This window comes from Variovorax sp. PBL-E5, assembly GCF_901827185.1.
Lineage (GTDB): Bacteria > Pseudomonadota > Gammaproteobacteria > Burkholderiales > Burkholderiaceae_C > Variovorax.
In genome coordinates this window covers 2237268-2256012 of the sequence record NZ_LR594671.1, presented here as the reverse complement: position 1 = coordinate 2256012, position 18745 = coordinate 2237268, and the positions used below count along the sequence as shown (strand labels likewise).

Below are 18745 nucleotides of genomic sequence, written 5' to 3'. Positions count from 1 at the left end.
CCGGACCCCGCCACGGGCGATCCGTCTCGGCACGAAGGCGCAGGCCTAGTGAAAGTCGCGGCTCTTGTTGCTCTGCGCGAGCCGGCCTAGCAGCGGCGTGAGGTCCCTGAAGCCGGTGGCCACCAGGTGGCGCACCTCGCCGCCGCTGTCGACGTCGCGCTGCCACGTGCCCTGCACCGCGAGCAGGTGCGAGCGCAGCAGCGGCTCGCGCCAGGCCTCGACCACGTGGTTCCAGACGATCACGTTGACGTTGCCGGTCTCGTCCTCGAGCGTGACGAAGATCGTGCCCTTGGCAGTCTGCGGCCGCTGGCGCCCCATGACGATGCCGCAGGCGCGCGCGGTCTGGCCGTGCGGCAGCGCGCGCAACTGCTCGGCGCTCAGCAGCTGCATGCGCGCGAGGCGCGGGCGCAGCAGCGCCAGCGGATGGCGGCGCAGCGTGAGGCCGAGCGAGGCGTAGTCGCCGGTGATCTCCTCCGCTTCGGGTGCGGCGGGCAATTGCAGCGCGCGCTCGTGGATGGGCACGCCCTTGAGCAGCGCCGGCGAGCGCTTCTGCGCGGTCGCGTCCCAGACCTGCTGACGGCGATGGCCCGAGAGCGTGATCAGCGCATCGGCGGCGGCGAGCGCGGCCATGTCCTTGCCGTCGAGCTCGGCGCGCAATGCGAGGTCTTCGGTGCTGGTGAAGGGCGATGCATCGCGAGCATCGAGCAAGCGCTGGGCGCCGGCCTCGCTGAGGCCACCGATGCGGCGCAGGCCCAAGCGGACGGCAGGTTGGTGGGGATTGCCTTGGCGGTGGGCGAAGCGCCCCCATCCCAGCCTTCCCCCAGAGGGGGAAGGAGGAACAGCCGGGAGCTCTAGGGTGCAATCCCAGCGGCTGCACGTGACGTCGACCGGGCGCACCTCGACGCCATGGCGCCGTGCGTCCTGCACGAGTTGCGAAGGGCTGTAGAACCCCATCGGCTGCGCATCGAGCATCGCGGCCAGGAAGCACGCGGGTTCGTAGTGCTTGAGCCAGCAGCTCACCGTGACCAGCTTCGCGAAGCTGGCCGCATGGCTTTCGGGAAAGCCGTATTCGCCGAAACCCTGCACCTGCTTGAAGATGGCTTCGGCGAAGGCGGGGTCATAGCCGTTCCTTTTCATGCCACCGACCAATGGCTCGTAGAACTTCTCGACTCCGCCCTTTCGCTTCCACGCGGCCATCGAGCGGCGCAGGCGATCGGCCTGGTCGGGCGTGAACTTGGCTGCGATCATCGCGATCTGCATCACCTGCTCCTGGAAGATCGGGACGCCGAGCGTGCGTCCGAGTGCAGGAATGAGATCCGGATAGGGGTAGTCGATCTGGCCGCCCTTGCGCAGCTTCTCTCGGTTCTTGAGGTACGGATGCACCATGCCGCCCTGGATCGGCCCCGGCCGCACGATCGCCACCTCGATCACGAGGTCCTGGTAGCTGCGCGGCTTGAGGCGCGGCAGCATCGACATCTGGGCCCGGCTCTCGATCTGGAACACGCCGATGGTGTCGGCCTCGCAGATCATGTCGAACACCGCCTGGTCGTCATGCGGTATCTCGTGCATCTGCAGCGTGCTGGCGCGCCAGCTGTTGACGAAATCGAGGCTGCGGCGGATCGCGCTCAGCATGCCGAGCGCCAGCACGTCGACCTTGAGCATGCCCATGGCCTCGAGGTCGTCCTTCTCCCACTGGATGACGGAGCGGTCTTTCATCGACGCGTTCTCGACCGGCACCAGGCGCGTGAGCCGGCTCTGGGTGAGCACGAAGCCGCCGACATGCTGGCTCAGGTGGCGCGGAAAACCCTTGAGCTGCTGCGTGAGCTCGATCCACTGGTGCAGCTTGAGCCGCTCTTCGCGCACGCCCGCACGTGTCATCGCCTCGTCCATGCGTTGATCGAGGATGGCTTCGTCGAACCAGTAGTGGTCCTTGGCGAATTCGTCGATCAGCCGCTCGTCGATGCCGAGTGCTTTGCCGACGTCGCGCAAGGCACTGCGCGAGCGATAGCAGATCACGACGGCGGCGATGGCTGCGCGTTCGCGGCCATACTTCTTGTAGATGTACTGGATGACTTCCTCGCGCCGCTGGTGCTCGAAGTCGACGTCGATGTCGGGCGGCTCGTGGCGTTCGCGGCTCAGGAAACGCTCGAACAGCAGGTGGCCGGTTTCGGGGTCGATCGCGGTGATGCCGAGGCAGAAGCAGACCGCCGAGTTGGCGGAGGAGCCGCGGCCCTGGCAGAGGATGTCCTCGCTCCTGGCGAAGCGCACGATGTCCTCGACCGTGAGGAAGAACATCTCGTAGTGGAGTTCGATGATCAGGTCGAGCTCGTGCTGCACCTGCGTGCGCACCTGCTCGGGAATGCCCTCGGGGTATTTGTCGCGCGCACCTTCCCAGGTCTTGCGCACCAGCGTCTGCGCCGGCGTCTCGCCGTTGCCGACGTTTTCCAGCGGGTACTGGTAATGCGCGCGGATCTCGTCGAGCCCGAAGGTGCAGCGGCGTATCACCTCGAGCGTGCGGGCGAGCAGCGCGCGCGGGAAGATGTCGGCCAGCCGCTTGCGTGAACGCAGATGGCGCTCGGCATTGGGCTGCAGCGCGAAGCCGCATTCGCCGACCGGTTTGCCCTCGCGCACGGCGGTGATCACGTCCTGCAGCGGCTTGCGCGAACGCACGTGCATGTGCACGTCGCCCGCGGCCACGAGCGGCAGGCCGGTGCGCTCGCCCAGCGCGTGCAGCGTGGCGAACCAGAGATCGTCGTCCCATTCGTTGGGCATCTCGACCAGCAGCCAGGGCTTGTGCTCGAACAGGCCGGCAATGGTTTCCACATCGGCCTGCAGCGACGGCAGGTCGAAGATTCCGCCCGACGACGCGCGGCGCGGCCCGAGGAGGATTTCGCAGTGGCGCAGCGAGGCGATGTCGCTGTCTTCGAGGCTCACGTGGTAGTCGCCCTTGGGCGCGCGGGTGCGCGCGGCAGTGATGAATTCGCACAGGTTGCCCCAGCCTTCGAGGTCGTGTGCGATCGCGACCAGCCGCAAGCGCTCGAACACGAACTCGCTGCCGTACAGCACGCGAAAGTCCGGGTTGCGCGGATGCGGCGGCAGGTCGGGATTTTCGCGGTCCTGCTCGTCGAGCAGTTCGAGGTAATCCTTGAGTCCCGTGTGGGCGCGCACCACGCCGGCGACCGAGCATTCATCGGTGATCGCGAGCGCCGCGTAGCCCAGCTCGTAGGCCAGCGCCACGAGTTCCTCGGGCGCCGATGCGCCCCGCTGGAAGCTGAAGTTGGAGACGCAGTGCAGTTCGGCATAGTCCGGCAGTTCGCGCACCGGCTTCGCGGCCGCCGTCGGCAGCACATGCACCTTCGACATGCGGGCGCGCAGTTGCTTGTCGCTGAGTTCAGGCATAGAGGCCCTGCAGGTACCAGCGCACTTCGTCCGATGCGAAGCAGGCCGAGGGCCGCTCGCGGTAGATCCACACAAGGCCGGCTTTCGGGCTTTCGGCGATGTAGTAGTCGCGCACGGCCGGCCGGCCGTCGGCCCACCAGCCGGCCTCCAGCCGCTGCGGCCCGACCAGCCTGCGCAACGCACCCTGGTAGCAGGGGTACTCGCCCTGCATCTCCAGCTGCAGCGGCTCGCGCAACAACCACGAAGGGTAAGGCGGCTCCGGCCGCGAAGGCGGCGACGGGGCATCGGTTCGCTTCGCATGCAAGGCCGGCTGCCATGCCTGCCGATGCTCCGGCCGGTGATCGGCCCGTGCGACCGCACTCAGCACCTGCCCTGCGCCGAGCCGCGCGCTGAGCCGCTCGACCAGTTCGTGCAGCTTGTCGCCCTTGCGGTTGTCCTCGGGCAGGAAGCTCGTGCTCGCGCCGGCCCACGGCGTGGTTTCGAGCGAGCGCAGGCGCAGCCAGCTGGCCGGCGCCGCCAGCCAGGTGAGCGCGAGCCGCTCGGCCATCAGTCGGCGCAGGTGCGCCATGTCCTGCGTGGGCTCGGCCGTGCGCACGATGATCTGCTGGTGCGGCGGCAGGTCGACACCTTCGAGGCGCTTCAGGTCCAGCGTCCATTGCAGCTCGACCGCGACCGCGCCGCGCTGCCGCGCGCGCAGCCAGATCTGCAGCGCGGCCAGCAAGCGGTTGGCCGACCACATCAGCTCGGGCGCACCTTCGGCCAGGGCGGGCAGCTCGATCTTCTGCTCGAAGACATCGGGCAGCGTGAGCCAGCGATGGCTTTCGGGCCGCAGGCCATAGGCCGCATCGAGCGCCGCGCGCAATTCCTTGCCGAAGCGGCGCGTGAGCCCGGCGCGCGGCAGCGCCGCCACCTCGCCCCAGGTGCGGCAGCCCAGGTGGGCCAACACGTCGAGGTGATCGTGTGCCGCGCTCAGGGTGCCGAGCGGCAGGCCGCAGGGCAGCTCGGCAGGCGGCGGCTCGCCGCGCGCGAACAGACGCAGCCGTGCGAGCGCGATCAGGCTGGTCGCGCCCTGGGCCTGCTGCACGCGCACCGGCGCTGCCGGGTTCGTGCCAGCAATCAGGCGCATCAGCGCCAGACGGCCGCCCCACAGCCGCTCGCAGGCCGAGACTTCGAGCAACAGCGCCTCGTCGACCCAGGCGACGCGCGGCGTGAAGCCCAGCGCCCACCAGCCCAATGCTTCGGGGGTCGGCAGGACGGCATCGCCCTCAGGCAGCCACCGCAAGGCGATCCAGTGCATGCACTCCTCCTTTCCATGCCTCGATGCGCACCACCGTGGCCGTGCCGGCGGCCGGTTCAACGCCCTCCTGCTGCCGCCGCAGCTTGCGCCGCAACTGGCTGCCCGCGAGCAGCGCCGCCATGCGCTCGCTGCGCGCAGGCAACTGCACCGGCGAGGCCAGCGGCGGGCCGCGGCGCTTGAGGACGCGGATGTCGATCTGCGTACGGTCCTGCTCGCAGGTGGCCAGTTGCAGGCGCAGGCGTGCCGGGGAAGTCGATTGCGCCGCGCGCTCGGGCCGGAACACGAACAGCAGCGCGTCGTGCTGCGCCGCCGCGAGCTGCAGCCGCCGCAATTCGCCCACGCGCGCCTGCGGCAGCCAGGCCAGCACGGCGGTGATGTCGGCACAGCGAAGCGCCTGCTCGCAGGCCCAGAGCCGCGCAGCGGGTGCCTCGCTGCGCACCCACAGCAGCGCTTCGACCGGCAGGTCGTGCGCCGCCAACGCCGGACCGAAGGGCTCGTGCGGCGCGCCGATCAACGCCACCGGGCCGGTGCTGCCCTGCACCGCCTGCGCCAGCGCGGGCAGCAGCAATTGCCAGGCATGCGCCTCGGGCGCGGACTGCAGCAGCTCGGTCATGGCCCCGACCGGCCAGCCACCGCCGGGCAGTTGCGCATCGAGGGCGGCATGGCCGGTGCCGATGACCTGCGCGTCGGCCAGGCCCAACTCGTCGCCGCACCAGACGTGGTGGCGGGCGACAGGGGAAAAGGAGTCGAAGGAAGGGAGGCCCATGATGGATTGGATGACTGTATTTTTATACAGTATTTTCTGCCTCGCATCGCGCTTTTTCTTTATCCCTCCTACATGCCTTTCAGAACCGCCGTGATCAATTTATATCTACTTGGATATAATTCATGAAGCCGATCTGCTTTCTCGGCGACTCCCTTCAATGCCTGAAAGACTTTCCATCGGATGTCCGACAAGATGTGGGATACCAGCTCGACAAGGGGCAACGTGGCGAACAGCCTGACGACTTCAAACCCAGGCCACGTCGAGGCAGCACATCGAGACGGCACGACGCCGCTTCCAGCAAATGATCAAGGAGTGCACATGAACCCTGCTCATACTCATGCCAGCGTCTGGGATGCCATCGCCGACACGCCGGAACAGGCGGCCAATCTCAGGGCGCGCGCGGAACTGATGCAGAAAATCGCCGCCATCGTCAAGGAGAGCGGCTGGACCCAGACCCAGGCCGCAACGCGCTGCGGCATTACGCAACCCCGGATGAACGACCTGTTGCGAGGCCGCGTGTCGCGTTTCTCGCTCGATGCGCTGGTCAACATCGCGACGGCTATCGGGCGTCGCGTTCATGTCGAACTGACGATGGACTGAGACGCGACATGGGAGCCGCAACCCATGAGGGCGTCACGCGCGCCCGGTTTCTGCGCTTCGGCGCCGGTCTGTCGATCTGCACTGCCCTGCCTCCGCTCGCCTTCTCCCAGCCACGGACGGAAACGAAGATGAACACCCGCCCCATCCCCTCCACCCACGAGCTTTTGCCCGTCATCGGCTGCGGCACCTGGATCGGCTTCGACGTCGCGCCCGGCAGCGCCGAATACCAGCGCCTGCCCGGCGTGCTCGACGCACTGTTCGCCGCCGGCGGCAAGCTGATCGACAGCTCGCCGATGTACGGCCGCGCCGAAGCGGCCACCGGCGATCTGCTGGCCGCATCGAAGCAGCGCGAGCGCGCCTTCCTCGCCACCAAGGTCTGGACCAGCGGCCGCGAGGCCGGCATCGCGCAGATGGAGCAGTCCTTCCAGCGCCTGCGCGCCGAGCGCATCGACCTGATGCAGGTGCACAACCTGGTCGACTGGCGCACCCACCTCAAGACCCTGCGCGGCTGGCAGGACCAGGGCCGCGTGCGCTACATCGGCATCACGCACTACACGTCATCGGCCTATGCCGAAGTCGAAGCGGTGCTGCGTGCCGAGAAGCTCGACTTCCTGCAGATCAACTACTCGCTCGATGCGCGCGAGGCCGGACAGCGCCTGCTGCCGCTCGCGGCCGAGCGCGGCGTCGCAGTCATCGTCAACCTGCCCTTCGGCGGCGGCGGCCTGCTGCGCCGCTTGCGCGACAAGCCATTGCCCGGCTGGGCCGCGGAGATCGGCTGCACGAACTGGGCACAGGTGCTGCTGAAGTTCGTGCTGAGCGCGCCGGCCGTGACCTGCACGATTCCCGGCACCGGAAGCCCCGAGCACATGACCGACAACGCGGCAGCCGGCACCGGCCCGATGCCCGACGCGGCCTTCTGGCAGCGGCACGCCGCCTCGCTGGCCGCTTAGGCGTCCGGCCCCCGGCTTCAGCTCTGCTGCAGTCCGAGCTTGTATTCGATGCTGTTCACCAGCCCGACCAGACGCGGCCCGAGGTTCGTCTCCAGGTACTTCCTGTCCGTCGAATAGCTGGGCACTGTCGCGTTGAAGGCGAGCGACATGCCGTTGACCCGCCCGCGCATCGGCACGGCCACGGCGGCGAGCGTCGGCCGCCAGTCGGTCGAGACGATGCAAAAGCCGAGCGACTTGATTTCGTCGAAGGCCAGATCCAGCGCCGGACCGAACTTGTCCCATTCCTCGGGATAGGCTTTCTGGAGTTGCTTGAGGAGGATGGCGCGATCCGGCGCCTCCTGCGCATACAGCAGCGCCCGACCGATGGCCGTGCGCAGGAAGGGCCGCGTCGAGCCGATGTCGGGCTTCGTGTCGTTCGTGTCCTGCCCCTGGACAGTTTCCAGGTAGACGACCTGCAGCCGGTCCCTGGTTCCCATCGACACGGGACCGCGTGCATAGCGCGCCAGTTCGAGCATGGCTGGGCCCGCCACCTGTCGAATGGTCAATTGCGACAGCAGCGGATAGCCGAGCGAGAGAACGGCGGGCCCGAGGGAGTACCGGCCGGTTCTCGTATCGCGTCGAAGGTAGCCCAGGCCCACCAGGGTGAAGGTCAGCCTCGACACCGTGGGCCGTGCCATGCCCAGTTGCTCCGCGATTTCCTTGTTGCCGAGCGTCGCCGCGCCGCTGCCGAAGCAGCCGAGCACCGCGAGGCCATTGGCCAGCGTGGACGCGAATTGGGGATGAGCGACCAGATCCGCGGCGTCCGGGAAGTCGGGACTGGGTCGATCGGCCAAACGAGGTCTCCATCCAAAACGGTGGTTGACATTCTATCGAACCGATCAGACAATTTCATTCCACTATCTTGATTGCAAATCAATATAACGAATCTCTCATCACCATGATCGAAGAAACCGGCCCCACCTTTCCCAGCGCCCTTCGCGGTCGCCCCCTGTTCTCGTTCGTGGTGGTCGCCGACACGCACGTCAACGAAAGCGATGGCGTGTCCAGTTCGCCCTACGAAACCAACCGCCTGGCCAATGCGCGCGCCCGGCGCGTCTTCCTGGACATCGCGGCCATGGATCCGCCCCCGAGCTTCGTGGTGCACCTCGGCGACATCGTTCATCCGGTGCCGTCGCTGCCGACCTTCGACGAGGCGGTGCGTTGTTTCAAGGACATCGCGGCACCGGTCAAGGTCCCGGTCCATCTCGCGCCGGGCAACCACGACGTCGGCGACAAACGCGTGGACTGGATGCCGGCCGACCAGGTCTGCGAGTCCTTCCTGAAGACGTACCGCGCGGCCTTCGGTGCCGACTACCACGCCTTCGACGAAGGCGGACTGCGTTTCATCGTCATCAACTCGCTGCTGCTCAACTCGGGGCTGCCCGACGAGGAACGCCAGAAGCTCTGGCTCGAAGACGAGATCGAACGCGCCGCCGACAAGCGCGTATTTCTCTTCATGCACTACCCGCCCTACATTCATTCACGCAGCGAGCGCGGCAACTACGACAACGTCGACGAGCCGGGCCGGTCCTGGCTGCTGGGGCTGATGCAACGGCCGCAGGTCGAGGCCGTGTTCGCAGGCCACGTCCACAACTTCTGGTACGAACGCGTGGGCGACGCCGAGTTCTACATGCTGCCGTCGACTGCCTTCCTGCGCCACGATTTTTCGGAGTTCTACAAGGTCGCGCCGAGCGTCGAGTTCGGCCGCGGCGACGTCGAGAAGCTCGGCTACTTCGTGGTCGATGTCCATGCCGACGGCCATGTCGCCCATTCGATCCGCACGATGGGCGCGCAGGCGAAGGCCGGCGATGCGACCCTTGCGCGACACGAACGGCTGCTCGCACACCCGAAGACCTCGACCTTCGACAACGTCGGCGTGGAGCTGCGCCATCCATGGGCCGAAAGCATGCAGATCACCGCGACCGGCGGCGTGCAGGAGTTTGGCCGCAAGTGGGCGCGCAACGACTATCCGTTGCTGGCGCTGTGGGAAATGGGCGCGCGCCTGCTGAAGGTCCCGGACATGGACCTCGGCGAAACCGAATCGAGGCAACGGATGCAGGTGCTGGCGCGCCAGGGCCATCGCTACATCGTGACGGCGCTCGGTGCGCCCAAGGCGGAACTGCTCGCGCACGACCTGCAGGCCTGCGGCGTCGCGGCTTTCGAGGTCAATGCCACGCTCGACGGCTTCGCACGCCAGCGCAGTGCGCTGCGCGCACTGCGCACGTCGTCGGGCGCACAGGTCTACTACGCGAAGATCCTGACCTTCGACGACTCGCATTTCGACGGCAAGCATTTCAGCCATTTCGTCAAGGCCGGATTCACGCCCGAGGAACTGGCCGAGCACGAGGAGATGATCCTCTCGGCACACCGCGCCGGCGAGATCGACGGCGTCACGGTCCGCATCGAAGCCGGGCAGTCCCTCGTCGCCGCGGCCGCGACCTTGAAGGCATTCCACGCAGCGACCGGCTGCCTCGTGCTGGCCTCGCTCAAGCTGAGCGGCCCCAGCCTGGCGATCGAGCGCGCCGACGATCGCGCCAACGTGGCGAGCGTCGCCGAGGCCATGATCCTGTCGAAGTCGAGCCCGGGCATCCGCTACGTGTACGACACCTTCATGGACGTGGACCGCGGCTACTTCCCGCGCCATGCCTTCATCGACCGGCGCTTCAATCCGCGGCCCGCAGCGACCGCGTTCACGACCCTCAACGCGCTACTGTCGAGCGCGCAGACCCTCACGCTCGGTGCGCAGACGCACGATGCCGACCTCGCGCTCGCCTTCAAGGCAGACGCGCAGGACTACGTGCTGATCCGGCAGACGACGAGCCGGGTGCTCGACCGCCTGGGCACGCTGGCGCCTTCGGGCATCGCCTACGACCTCGTCACCGGCGAGCGATGCAGCGTGGCCTCGCAGATGAAGACCTTGCAGCGGGCGCTCGACGGCGAAGGCGATGGCCCGCTGCAGGTCGTCCTCGTCCGCCTCTGAGTTCCATTCCAACCTTCGTGCAGGAGTTCCTCATGTCGATCCGTTCCACCGTGCTCGCCCTCGTTCTGGCCGCGTCGGCACCGCTCCTCTCGTGGGCCGAGCCGGCCTACCCGGACAAACCGGTCAAGCTTCTCGTCGGCTACGCACCCGGAGGCTCCACCGACCTGGTCGCACGCCTGATCGCCACCGCGCTGACGGCCCGATGGGGCCAGCAAGTGGTGGTCGAGAACCGGCCCGGCGCCAGCGGGATGATCGCGGCGGAGCAAACCGTGCGGGCAGCACCCGACGGCTACATCCTGCTGCTGGGCTACACGCCCGAGGTCTCGCTCAACAGCCTGGTCTTCAAGAACATGCGCTACGACCCGGTGTCGGACCTCTCCGCGATCGCGCTGGTCGCATCGGCGCCGCTGGTCCTGGTCAGCGGACCGAAGCTCCCCGTCACGGACATGAAATCGCTGCTCGCGCGCAAGAACGCTTCCGAACCGATGACCTACGGATCGCCGGGCATCGGCGGGCAGCAGCACATGGCCGGCGAAATGCTCGCACGCCTGACCGGGCTGCGTCTGACGCATGTGCCTTACCGCGGCACATCGCTGGCCGTCAGTGACCTGATCGGCGGACAGATCGATCTTTTCTTCGCGACCACGCCGCCGCTGCTCCAGCACATCCGCGCCGGCAAGCTGCATGCGCTCGCGGTGGCCGGCCCGCGCAGGGAAAAGCTGCTGCCCGACGTGCCGACGGTGGTCGAGCTCGGCCTGCCGCGCCTGCAGCTGACCAACTGGTTCGGCGTCTTCGGACCGAAGGCACTTCCCGAACCGCTGCAGAAGAAGATCAGCACCGACGTGATGGCCATCCTGTCGCAGCCCGCCTTCGTGCGTTCGCTCGAGGACCAGGGCCTGTCGGCGACGCCGCTTCAGGGCGCTGCGCTGCACGATTTCATCGCCGCGGAGATGAAGAAGTACCAGGCGATCGTCGCGGAGACCGGCATCAGCGCCGAGCCCTGAGTCGCGTCGTCGCAAGAAGACGCGGCACGACAGCCGCGACGGCCGTCAGGCGAAGAAGGCTGCGAGCCGCGCGTTGACCTCGTCCGCGCGCTCGTACTGCACCCAGTGCCCGGCGCCGTCGATCACCGCGCCCTGACGGTTCGCATGGCCCGCGACGAGCTGCGCCACCAGTGGCCGCGAATCGGCCGTCACGTCGTGCTCGCCCCACAGCAGCAACTGCGGCCCCGCAATGGCATCGAGCGCGGCCTGCAGCCCGCCCGCGAGCGACACGTCCTTGCTGCGAAAGCGCGTGCCATGGCAGGAGATGTCGTGGATCACGAAGGCCAGCGCATCGATGGCCGCCTCGTCGTGCAGCATCAGCGCGTGCAGGTTGTGCAGCAGGGCGGCGCGCTCCTCGTCGCGGTCGCGCGCGGCGCGCCAGTTGATCATCTCCACGGTCATGCGGCGCAGCGTGCCGTGGCCGCCGCTGCCCAGCAAGGCCAGCCGCCGCACATCGCCGCGCTGCAGCGCGAAGCGCGATGCGACGAAACCACCGAATGAAAAGCCGCCCAGATCGATCTCGCGGTGCGCGCCGATCAGGCTGTCGAGCGTGCCGCCGAGCGCATCGAGCAAGGGATCGAGCGCCTGCCGGGCCGGCGCCGGCCGCTGCGGCGCATCGGAGTCGTTGAAGCCCGGCATATCGGGCAGCCACAGCGTGCGCGTGGCCGAGAGCGCCTCGATGTTGCGCAGCCAGTGCATCCAGCTGCCGTGGCCACCGTGCAGCAGCACCAGCGGCGGCTGCGCATCGCCGTTGCCGAAGCGGCGCCAGCGCACGCGCACGCCGCCGTGCTGCGGGTCGTGAACGGTGGACAGCGCATCGATGCGCGCGATCAGGCGGCGTGCCTCGGCATCCGCTTCGGCGTCGAAGATCGAGGAATCAGGCACCGGCCGCCTCGCCAAAACGGAAGCTCGACACCGCGATGCCGCCCATGAACGCTTCCTCGTGATACACCCGCACGCCGGCCTCGCCCTCGGCGGCACCGACCGCGACCATCAACGGAATCAGGTGCTCCTCGCGCGGATGCGCCATGCGCGCCGCCGGCGCCGAGGCCCAGTCGAGCAGGCGCTCGACACGCTGCGGCGGCGCCGCGCCGACCACCGCATCGTCGAGCCAGTCGTCGAAGGCCTTCGACACATCGCGCGCCTGCGGTCCGAAGTTGCGAAGATTGTGATAGCTCAGGCCGCTGCCGACGATCAGCACGTTCTCGTCGCGCAGCGGCGCCAGCGCACGGCCGAGCGCGAGATGCTGCGCCGGATCGAGGCCGCGCAGCAGCGACAGCTGGATCAGCGGCACGTCGGCCTTCGGATACATCGCGGCCATCGGCGAGAAGGTGCCGTGGTCGAAGCCGCGTTCGGCATCGACTCCCGCGGGCAGGCCCGCCGCTTCCACCAGCGCCTGCACGCGGCGCGCGAGTTCGGGCGCGCCCGGCGCGTCGTAGTGCACGTGGTAGGTGTGCTCGGGAAAACCGCCGTAGTCGTAGACCATCGGCGGGTGCGGGTTGCCCATCACCGTGAAGGCGGCCTCCTCCCAGTGGGCGGAGATCATCAGGATGGCAGCCGGCGTGCGGCCGATCTGGCGCGGCATGTCGGCCAGCGCGGCGGCGAGGCGGTCGTAGGCGGTGCCCATTTCCTTTTTCATCCAGGGCCACGGCCCGCCGCCATGGGAAATGAAATAGGTCGGAAGGGTCGAGGTGGTCGAGGTGGTCGTGGTGGTCATGAAGGCTCCTTGACCCCGAGTCTAGATATTTCCCATGCAGCGCGTGCTGGCGCTGCCGCCCGCTACAGTGGCGCCTGTCTGGAGACCACGCATCTTGTTTCTTTTCTTCGAAAGACTTCTTCGCCCCTATCCGCCCGCCGAACCCGCGCTGCCGCCCGGGGGCTTCTTCGCCTTTCTCTGGGCCTGCACCGACGGCGTGCGCGGCAAGATCGCCGCGATGGCCCTGCTCACCGCGGCGATGTCGGCCTTCGAGGCGCTGCTGTTCGCGATCCTCGGCCGCATCGTCGACTGGCTCGGCGGCCAGGTGCCGGCGCAGCTCTGGCAGCAGCGCGGCAGCACGCTCACATGGCTGGGCGTGGCGCTGATCGCCAGCATCGGCGTGGTCGCGCTGCAGACCATCGTCAAGCACCAGACGCTGGCGGTGAATCTGCCGATGCGCATGCGCTGGAACTTCCATCGCCTGATGCTGGGCCAGAGCATGGCCTTCTATCAGGACGAGTTCGCGGGCCGCATCACGGCCAAGGTGATGCAGACCGCGCTCGCGGTGCGCGACACCCTCTTCGTGCTGGCCGATGTGATGGTGGCGATGGGCGTCTACATCGCCACCATGATCGTGCTGGCGGCCGTGCTCGATGCGCAGCTGATGACGCCCTTCGTGATCTGGCTCGCGCTCTACATCGGCACGCTGTGCTTCTTCGTGCCGCGGCTCGGCAAGATCGGCAAGGCGCAGGCCGATGCACGCGCGCTGATGACGGGCCGCGTGACCGATGCCTACACCAACATCTCGACCGTCAAGCTGTTCTCGCACACGCAGCGCGAGGCCGGCTTCGCGCGCGCCGCGATGACCGAGTTCATGGCCACCGGCTATGGCCAGATGCGGCTGGTGAGCGCGTTCGAGATCGCCAACCACACGCTCAGCATGGGCCTCACCGCCGGCATGGCCGGCACCGCGCTGTGGCTGTGGTCGCAGGGCGCGGTCGGCGTCGGCGCGGTCGCGGCGGCCACCGCGATGGCCTTGCGGCTGCAGGGCATGTCGCACTGGATCATGTGGGAGATGACCAGCCTGTTCGAGAACATCGGCACCGTGCAGGACGGGATGAAGACCCTGTCGCGCCCGCGCACGGTGCTCGACGCGCCGGATGCCGGCACGCTCGACGTGCCGCGCGGCGAGGTGCGCTTCGAGCATGCGAGCTTCCGCTATGGCGATGCGGGCCGGCGCGTGATCGACGACCTCACGCTGCGCGTCGCGCCCGGCGAGAAGATCGGCCTGGTGGGCCGCTCCGGCGCCGGCAAGTCGACGCTGGTGAATCTGCTGCTGCGCTTCCATGACCTCGAAAGCGGCCGCATCCTGATCGACGGCCAGGACATCGCCCATGTCACGCAGGACAGCCTGCGCGCCCACATCGGCATGGTCACGCAGGACACCTCGCTGCTGCACCGCTCGGTGGCCGACAACATCGCCTACGGCCGGCCCGACGCGAAGCCGGCCGCAATCCAGGCCGCGGCCGAGCGCGCCGAGGCGCACGCCTTCATCCAGACCCTGGGCGATCCGAGCGGCCGGCACGGCTACGAGGCCCACGTCGGCGAGCGCGGCGTCAAGCTCTCGGGCGGCCAGCGCCAGCGCATCGCGATCGCGCGCGTGATGCTCAAGGACGCGCCGATCCTGCTGCTCGACGAGGCCACCAGCGCGCTCGACTCCGAGGTCGAGGCCGCGATCCAGGCCAGCCTGTACCGGCTGATGGAGGGCAAGACGGTGATCGCGATCGCGCACCGGCTGTCGACCATCGCGGCCATGGACCGGCTGATCGTGCTCGACGAAGGCCGTGTGGTCGAGGAAGGCGACCACCGCACGCTGCTCGCGCAGGGCGGCCTCTATGCGCGCCTCTGGGCGCACCAGAGCGGCGGATTCCTGGGCGACGGCGACGACGACGACGAATGGGAAGTGAACCCGCCGGAAAGCAGCGCCGGCTTGCGTCGCGAGTCCTACAGTGCGCGAAGTCCATCGCCGACATCGCGAACCGGGACGGCGGCGCACGCTGAAGCTGTCTTCAACAAAGAGGAGTCCCCGCCGTGAATTCCATCATCTATATCGTCGGTTTGGTCGTCGTCGTCGTCGCCGTTCTGTCCTTTTTCGGTCTGCGCTAGAAACATCTTCCTTCGTTCCCGGGGCCCTTCGCGGCCCCGTTTTTCATGGCGGCACGGGCCGGCGTGGCGGGCATAATTTGGATGTTCGTAAAAAATCGTAATGGCCTGTCGTGAACGGAGCCTCCATGACCGCCCGAGAACTTGAAGCAGCGCTGCTGATCCGATGTACCGATGTCGCGCGGGCGGTCGCGCCGACAGCCCAGGATCAGCGCGAGGCCAACGTTTTCCAGCTGGCAGCGACCGTCATCCGGTCGCAGTTCCCTCGCGAGTCCACGAGTCTGAAACGGGCCAGTGAGCAGTATTTCGCCGCGCATCCCGATGAGCGACTGGCGTCGGGCGACGTCGTCAGGAATGGCTGGGTTGCGAGTCTGTCGCGCCTTCGTGACATGCTCAGTCAGCAACTCAATGGGCATTGAAGGCATGCCGACAAGGCCAGTTTTTCATACCGGGACTGCGCTGGCAAAAGGCCTGCGCGAGCTTTTCAAGCAACTTGAAGAACGACTTTCACTGTCCAGTCCCATCCATGTGTATCTGGCAGGTGGGATGGCAGTTCACCTCTACACGGCGAGTCGTGTCACGACGGATGTCGATGCTGAATTTGGCAGCCGTGTGTTCATTCCGAACGACCTCATCGTAGACGTTGCGTTGGAGGACGGCACACGAGAGTCGGTGTATTTCGACACCAACTACAACTCATCTTTTTCTTTGATGCACGAAGATTATTTGGACGATGCCATTCCGCTGGATCTGGGCGTGGAGCAGATCAGACTTCATGTTCTCTCTCCTCTTGATCTTGCGGTCAGCAAGATTGCCCGCTTTGCCGACAATGACAAAGAGGATATCGCCGAGTTGGTTCGCCTCGGACTGACGACCGCTGACGAGATCGAACAGCGCGCAACAAGCGCCTTGGGAGGCTATGTTGGCGGGCTGGCCATGCTGCGCCTGAATCTGCGGGATGCTGTCGCTCTGGCCCGTCGAATTGAAGCGAAAAACGCGGCGTCTTAGCGGGTTGTGGGATCGCCGAACTTGAAATTGAACTGCGTTGCGCGCCCCTCTGCCTTTCAGGACGCGGTGATCATCGAAGCCGTGCAGCTGATCGAGCAGGCCGGCCCGCTCGACGACGCACAGGCGATGCGCGAAGCGGCCAGCGCACACGCAGACGGCCCGGCGCGCATCGCGGCACGCGCGCGCATCCTCGGCCAACGCATCGGACTGCAGGACGAACTGGCCCGTGCGCGCCATTGGGCGCCGTGGGTGCTGCTGGCGCTGGTGGCGCTGATCGTGCTCGCCGGGCTGACGCTGGCCGGCAGCGTGGTCGGCAACAGCGAGCGCCGCATCAACGTGGTGGTGGCGCTGGCGAGCCTGCTCGGGCTGCATCTGCTGACGCTGCTGCTGTGGCTGTTCGGCCTGGTGGTTCCGCTCGGCGCCTTCAATGCCTCCTTCGGCTGGATCTGGCTCGCCCTCACGGCCCGCGTGGCCGGCGGTCGGCAGGGGCAGACGCCGCTGCTGCTGCGCGCCGCCACCCGGCTGATGGCGCGCGCGCGGCTGCTGCCCTGGGCGCTGGGTTTCGTGAGCCATGCGATCTGGTCGCTGTCGTTCACGGTCGTGATCGCGGCGCTGCTGTTCGCACTCGCGTTTCGCAGCTACACGCTGAACTGGGAAACCACGATCCTCGAACCGGCCTTCTTCGTGCACGCCGTGCAATGGCTGGGCGCGGCGCCGTCGTGGCTCGGCTTTCCGGTGCCCGACGCCAACGCCGTGCTGTCGCCGCTGGCCGCGGCCTCGGGGCAGCGCGCCTGGGCGTTGTGGCTCACCGGCTGCATCGTGGTCTATGGCCTGCTGCCGCGGGGGGTCTTCGCGCTGCTCTGCGCGGCCGTGTGGAGGCTGCGCCGCAAGTCGCTGCGGCCCGACGGCTCGCAGGCCTATTTCAGCCGATTGCTGGCCCGCTTCGACGCCATGGCGCCGCGCCATATCGTCGATGCCGACAGCGGCCCCGCGCCGCGGCGCATGCCGACGAGCCTCAGCGACGGCGAGGTCGGCGACGCAGTGGTGCTGATCGGCTTCGAGTTGCCCGACGAGTTGCCGTGGCCACCGTCCGAAGCCCGGGCGTCCGGCGCGCAGGTGCTGCGCATCGACGGCAGCGCCGGTGCGCGGCGCGCGCTGCTCGACGAGCTGGCCCGGCTGCGGCCGCGCCGGGCCTTCGTCGCCTGCAATGCGGCTTCGAGCCCTGACCGCGGCACAGAGCGCTTTCTGCGCGAAGTGATGGCACTGTGCGGCGAATGCCGGCTGCGGCTGCCCGGCGCCGATGAAGCGGCGCACCGTCGCTGGCACGGCTGGCTGGCCGATGCGGGCCTCGATCGGCTGCTGATCACCGAAGGCGCGGAGACGTTGTCGTGACCGAAGCGCTTCGCATCGCCGTCGTCGGCCACACCAATGCAGGCAAGACCTCGCTGCTGCGCACGCTCACGCGGCGCGTGAATTTCGGCGAGGTCTCCGAGCGGCCGGGCACGACGCGGCATGTCGAAAGCATCGACCTGCAGGTCGATGGCCGCGCCGCCGTGCGCTTCCTCGACACGCCCGGCCTCGAGGACGCGGTCGCCTTGCGCGAACACCTCGATGCGGAGGACCGCAGCCTCACGCCGCCGGAGCGCGTGCGGCACTTCCTGCAAGGCCCCGAGGCGCACGGCGTGTTCGAGCAGGAGGCCAAGGTGCTGCGCGCGCTGCTCGAGGTCGATGCCGCCTTTCTGGTGATCGATGCGCGCGAGCCGGTACTGCCCAAGTTCCGTGCCGAGATCGAGCTGCTCAATGCCTGCGCGCGGCCCGTGCTGCCGGTGCTCAATTTCGTCTGCAGCGCAGCCAGCCGCGAGGCCGAATGGAAGACCCTGCTGTCGGCCTATGGCCTGCACGTGGTGGTGCGCTTCGATGCGGCAGCGCCCTTCGTCGGCGCCGAGCGCGAGCTGTACCGCGATCTCGCCACGCTGCTGCGCGACCGGCGCCGGCAGCTCGATGAGGTGGTCGCCTTTCTCGAAGCCGAGTTCGCCGAGCGCCGCCGCGCGGCAAGCCTGCGCATCGCGGAACTGCTGGTCGACGCGGCCGCGATGCGCCGCAGCGCGACGGCCGCCGAATTCGCCGACGAAGCGCGCCGCCGGCGCCTGATCGCGGCCTTGCAGAAGGCCGTGTTCGACAAGGCCCAGCGCTCGGCCGACGACCTGCTCGCGCTCTACGGCTTTCGCGACGGCGATGCCGACGAGGCACCGCTGCCGCTGGTCGAGGGCCGCTGGACCATGGACTTCTTCCATCCCGAGGCCCTGAAGGACGCAGGCCTGCTGCTCGGCAAGGGCGTGGCCGTCGGCGCGGCGGTCGGCGTGGTGGCGGACCTCGCGCTGGCCGGGCTGTCGCTGGGCGCGGGCGCGGCGCTCGGCGGCGCGATCGGCGGCGCGGTGTCCCAGGGCTGGGGACCGCTGGGCCGCAAGCTCGTCAACAAGCTGCGCGACCTGCACGAGCTCACCGTCGAGGACCGCGTGCTGATCGTGCTTGCAGGCTGGCAGCTGCAACTGCTGCGCGCGCTGGAGCAGCGCGGCCATGCGGCCATCGACCGCATCGCCGCACCGGCCGGCGGCGCAGCGGCGCCACGCGCGCTCGCCGAGCTGGTGCGCGCGGCGCAACCGGCGCGCAGCCATGCCGACTGGGAAACGGGCCTGCGGCTGCGCTGGCGCGAGCCGCCTGCGCGGCAGGCGCTGGTGAGCGAGGTGGCGCAGCGCGTTCCGGCAGCGATCGAGGCCGTCGATGCAGCCGCGACTGCGGCATGA

Annotated in this window: 15 protein-coding genes; 9 read left to right on the top strand and 6 right to left on the bottom strand. The window is 68.2% G+C overall.

What is annotated here, in order from left to right; translation table 11 throughout:
- Positions 1-45 precede the first annotated feature (45 nt).
- The 3 genes from WDLP6_RS11010 to imuA are packed head-to-tail and all read right to left on the bottom strand — an operon-like array spanning position 46 to position 5462.
- A complete protein-coding gene (locus WDLP6_RS11010; RefSeq protein WP_162592366.1) occupies positions 46-3399 on the bottom strand; it encodes an error-prone DNA polymerase in 3354 nt (1117 codons plus the stop codon).
- Positions 3392-4696, bottom strand: coding sequence for a DNA polymerase Y family protein (locus tag WDLP6_RS11005; protein ID WP_162592365.1), 1305 nt, complete (start codon positions 4694-4696; stop codon positions 3392-3394). Before WDLP6_RS11005 ends, WDLP6_RS11010 begins: the two co-directional genes overlap by 8 nt.
- Entirely contained in the window at positions 4665-5462 is a 798-nt protein-coding gene (gene imuA / locus WDLP6_RS11000) for a translesion DNA synthesis-associated protein ImuA (RefSeq protein ID WP_162592364.1), read from the bottom strand. Before imuA ends, WDLP6_RS11005 begins: the two co-directional genes overlap by 32 nt.
- A 180-nt stretch (positions 5463-5642) precedes the next feature.
- On the opposite strand from imuA, the gene WDLP6_RS10995 reads away from it, so the two are divergent.
- Both WDLP6_RS10995 and WDLP6_RS10990 read left to right on the top strand, forming a co-directional pair.
- Positions 5643-6062, top strand: coding sequence for a helix-turn-helix domain-containing protein (locus WDLP6_RS10995; RefSeq protein WP_232077028.1), 420 nt, complete (start codon positions 5643-5645; stop codon positions 6060-6062).
- 8 nt (positions 6063-6070) lie between these two features.
- On the top strand, positions 6071-7012 hold the full coding sequence (locus WDLP6_RS10990) for an aldo/keto reductase (protein ID WP_162592363.1): 942 nt from the start codon (positions 6071-6073) through the stop codon (positions 7010-7012).
- Between the two features lie 17 nt (positions 7013-7029).
- Here WDLP6_RS10990 and WDLP6_RS10985 read toward each other — a convergent pair whose 3' ends face one another.
- Positions 7030-7845 carry an IclR family transcriptional regulator gene (locus tag WDLP6_RS10985; RefSeq protein ID WP_162567032.1) on the bottom strand — a complete coding sequence of 272 codons (816 nt, stop codon included), beginning with the start codon at positions 7843-7845 and terminating at the stop codon, positions 7030-7032.
- 104 nt (positions 7846-7949) lie between these two features.
- On the opposite strand from WDLP6_RS10985, the gene WDLP6_RS10980 reads away from it, so the two are divergent.
- Together WDLP6_RS10980 and WDLP6_RS10975 are read left to right on the top strand one after the other, a co-directional pair.
- On the top strand, positions 7950-10031 hold the full coding sequence (locus WDLP6_RS10980; RefSeq protein ID WP_162592362.1) for a metallophosphoesterase family protein: 2082 nt from the start codon (positions 7950-7952) through the stop codon (positions 10029-10031).
- Between the two features lie 32 nt (positions 10032-10063).
- The gene (locus WDLP6_RS10975) at positions 10064-11035 is read left to right on the top strand and encodes a Bug family tripartite tricarboxylate transporter substrate binding protein (RefSeq protein WP_162592361.1); all 972 of its coding nucleotides are present in this window, start codon (positions 10064-10066) and stop codon (positions 11033-11035) included.
- Positions 11036-11080: 45 nt separating this feature from the next.
- On the opposite strand, the gene WDLP6_RS10970 is transcribed toward WDLP6_RS10975, so the two are convergent.
- Both WDLP6_RS10970 and WDLP6_RS10965 read right to left on the bottom strand, forming a co-directional pair.
- Entirely contained in the window at positions 11081-11959 is an 879-nt protein-coding gene (locus WDLP6_RS10970; protein ID WP_162592360.1) for an alpha/beta fold hydrolase, read from the bottom strand.
- On the bottom strand, positions 11952-12791 hold the full coding sequence (locus tag WDLP6_RS10965) for a DODA-type extradiol aromatic ring-opening family dioxygenase (protein ID WP_162592359.1): 840 nt from the start codon (positions 12789-12791) through the stop codon (positions 11952-11954). Before WDLP6_RS10965 ends, WDLP6_RS10970 begins: the two co-directional genes overlap by 8 nt.
- Before the next feature lie 94 nt (positions 12792-12885).
- Between WDLP6_RS10965 and WDLP6_RS10960 the strand changes: the two genes are divergently transcribed.
- From WDLP6_RS10960 to WDLP6_RS10940, 5 genes are all read left to right on the top strand, one after another.
- Entirely contained in the window at positions 12886-14865 is a 1980-nt protein-coding gene (locus WDLP6_RS10960) for an ABC transporter ATP-binding protein (protein WP_162592358.1), read from the top strand.
- Between the two features lie 196 nt (positions 14866-15061).
- Positions 15062-15352 (top strand): hypothetical protein, encoded by a 291-nt coding sequence (locus WDLP6_RS10955; RefSeq protein ID WP_162592357.1) that lies wholly within the window; start codon positions 15062-15064, stop codon positions 15350-15352.
- Positions 15342-15941, top strand: a complete 600-nt coding sequence (locus tag WDLP6_RS10950; RefSeq protein ID WP_232077026.1) for a DUF6036 family nucleotidyltransferase — start codon at positions 15342-15344, stop codon at positions 15939-15941. Before WDLP6_RS10955 ends, WDLP6_RS10950 begins: the two co-directional genes overlap by 11 nt.
- Before the next feature lie 21 nt (positions 15942-15962).
- A complete protein-coding gene (locus tag WDLP6_RS10945; protein WP_232077025.1) occupies positions 15963-17333 on the top strand; it encodes a DUF2868 domain-containing protein in 1371 nt (456 codons plus the stop codon).
- Positions 17330-18745 (top strand): GTPase/DUF3482 domain-containing protein, encoded by a 1416-nt coding sequence (locus WDLP6_RS10940; protein ID WP_162592356.1) that lies wholly within the window; start codon positions 17330-17332, stop codon positions 18743-18745. Before WDLP6_RS10945 ends, WDLP6_RS10940 begins: the two co-directional genes overlap by 4 nt.